This window comes from Kocuria sp. ICS0012 (assembly GCF_001665945.1).
Classification (GTDB): Bacteria; Actinomycetota; Actinomycetes; order Actinomycetales; family Micrococcaceae; genus Kocuria; species Kocuria marina.
The window spans coordinates 1-1,155 of the sequence record NZ_LZMM01000045.1; the positions used below are offsets into that span (position 1 = coordinate 1).

A 1,155-nucleotide genomic window follows, 5' to 3' on the forward strand; every position below is an offset into this window, starting at 1 on the left:
GCTGTTCGACATGATCTGACCAGTCTCCCTGCCCGCAACCACGGGCGACAGGACGACTCCCAGAACCACCGGACCTACAAAACGGGGTCAGCCCGCCATCAAGGAGCAACATGCCCAATGTCTTCGGTGTCAGCAATGAGATGCTCTAGGTGCTCACTGCAGAGCTTGAAAGATCCGCACCCCCCCTCCAAGCTAGTGTCACATCAGTCGCGCAAGTGGCGCACTTACTGAACACTCAGATGATGGAGCTAGTGTTGAGCCATGAATCAGATCGCGAATACAACGACTCGAGCGATGATGCACGGGATCGCGGTGGGAGCCACGGGGGACACCACAGCACTGAAGAGCATGAGTCGCAATCTGGGCCAGATCAAAATCGTAGAGACAGCTTGGATCGACGTGGGGAATCATCTATCACGTCAGATGAAGCGCCAACAGGGGAAGACGACCTCTTCACAGACGACCCAGAGAACGCGCGAATCCTCCAGAGGCAAGTAAGCCTCGCCAGGTTTAGTGGACCCCTGCCTGACCCTCATACTCTTGCTGGATATGGCAACATCTCCCGCGACTTTCCGGACCGTATCGTCTCCATGACAGAAGCTGAGGTCTACAGCAAGACGAACGCCGTCCGCAAGCTGTCATCCGCAGAAGCATATGCAGTCCGAACAGGCGCAACGACTGTACTTCTTGTATCTATCCTGGGGCTCAGCGCGGCAGTGGTACTGATCGTCCTTGGGTATCCAGTAGCTGCTCTTGCAGCAGCCCTTCCCGCCATCCTCCAAGGTGTGGCCTCATTCGTTAATGCCCTCCGCAGCACAAAGGACCGCGAGGAAACGAGCGACAACGAACGATCGCCCTTACTCGAAGACGAATAGACCAATGTCGGCGGGCGCACCTTCTGACGCCATAAGTCCAACTGAGACCGCACCTACGGGGGCATTATTCGTGACGCTCCATGAAACTCTCCGCAGCCGGGAACCTTCCGCTTCAAGGCTTCCCACCACGTGGCGGCCTTCTCTCAGTCCACAATGAAGGGACTGCTGCACTGGTAGGTGACGGGGTGGGTCAGGCTGCCTGAGCGGTAACTGTGGTCATGATGGTCTCGTATTCGATGGGGGTCAATCGGTCCAGGGCTGCCTGTCGGCGCCGGCGGTG

1 protein-coding gene is annotated in these 1,155 nt (G+C 57.6%); it reads left to right on the forward strand.

The window, feature by feature from the left end; translation table 11 throughout:
* Window positions 1–590 precede the first annotated feature (590 nt).
* A complete protein-coding gene (locus A5728_RS14475; RefSeq protein WP_197493120.1) occupies window positions 591–875 on the forward strand; it encodes a hypothetical protein in 285 nt (94 codons plus the stop codon).
* The last annotated feature ends 280 nt before the right edge of the window (window positions 876–1,155 follow it).

Excerpts from the sequence above, each read along its gene's own strand:
- A5728_RS14475 (WP_197493120.1), top strand. The coding sequence starts at position 591 with ATGACAGAAGCTGAGGTCTACAGCAAGACGAACGCCGTCCGCAAGCTG.